This window comes from Campylobacter sp. 2018MI13, assembly GCF_018501135.1.
Lineage (GTDB): Bacteria > Campylobacterota > Campylobacteria > Campylobacterales > Campylobacteraceae > Campylobacter_E.
Window position 1 is genome coordinate 1 of sequence record NZ_JAHCZC010000174.1, and the last position, 622, is coordinate 622.

Consider the following 622-nt stretch of genomic DNA (forward strand, 5'->3'; position numbering starts at 1 on the left):
AAATGGCAATGTCTCAAGAAGAATTAGATTTATGGTCAGATATTAATAATCCAAATAACGATGCTTGTATGGATGATTGGGCTGATGCACATAATCCAAATAATGAAGATTATTTAGGTGATGATTATGACGATTGAAGTTGAATTATAAGAATTACAAACCTAGCTTTTGTTAGGTTTAATAATAATTGTGGTATTGTACGAAATTTAGTATATTATTAATTTGTTAAAATATTTTAAGGATTTGTAATGAAAGAAATTTATGGATATTTAATAAAAGAAAATTTAGGTGATAATAAATTATTAGTTAGCAAGAACTCAAGTGATTTTTTTGCTTATATTTTAGAAAAAAACGAGAATAATCCCCACATAGGAAGTCTTGCTTATGAATTATGCAATATTGAATGCGATGGACTGATTAAATGTGAATTTTATGAAGATAAGAATAATTATTATTTTATAACAGATTTGTATGAAACTATAAATAATACATTTTTAGAGGATTATGCTATTAGAAATTATGTATTAACAAGACAAAATCTAATTAAGTTTTTAAATGTGTTTATAAAACTTGAAAGTTTAGGATTAGATTATTTTATGAGCAATAAAATCTATATAAAAGA

1 protein-coding gene is annotated in these 622 nt (G+C 23.3%); it reads left to right on the forward strand.

Annotated elements, in window-relative coordinates; genetic code table 11:
* Positions 1–248 precede the first annotated feature (248 nt).
* A partial coding sequence (locus tag KJQ99_RS09505) for a hypothetical protein (RefSeq protein ID WP_214150684.1) occupies positions 249–622 on the forward strand: 374 nt, incomplete at its 3' end.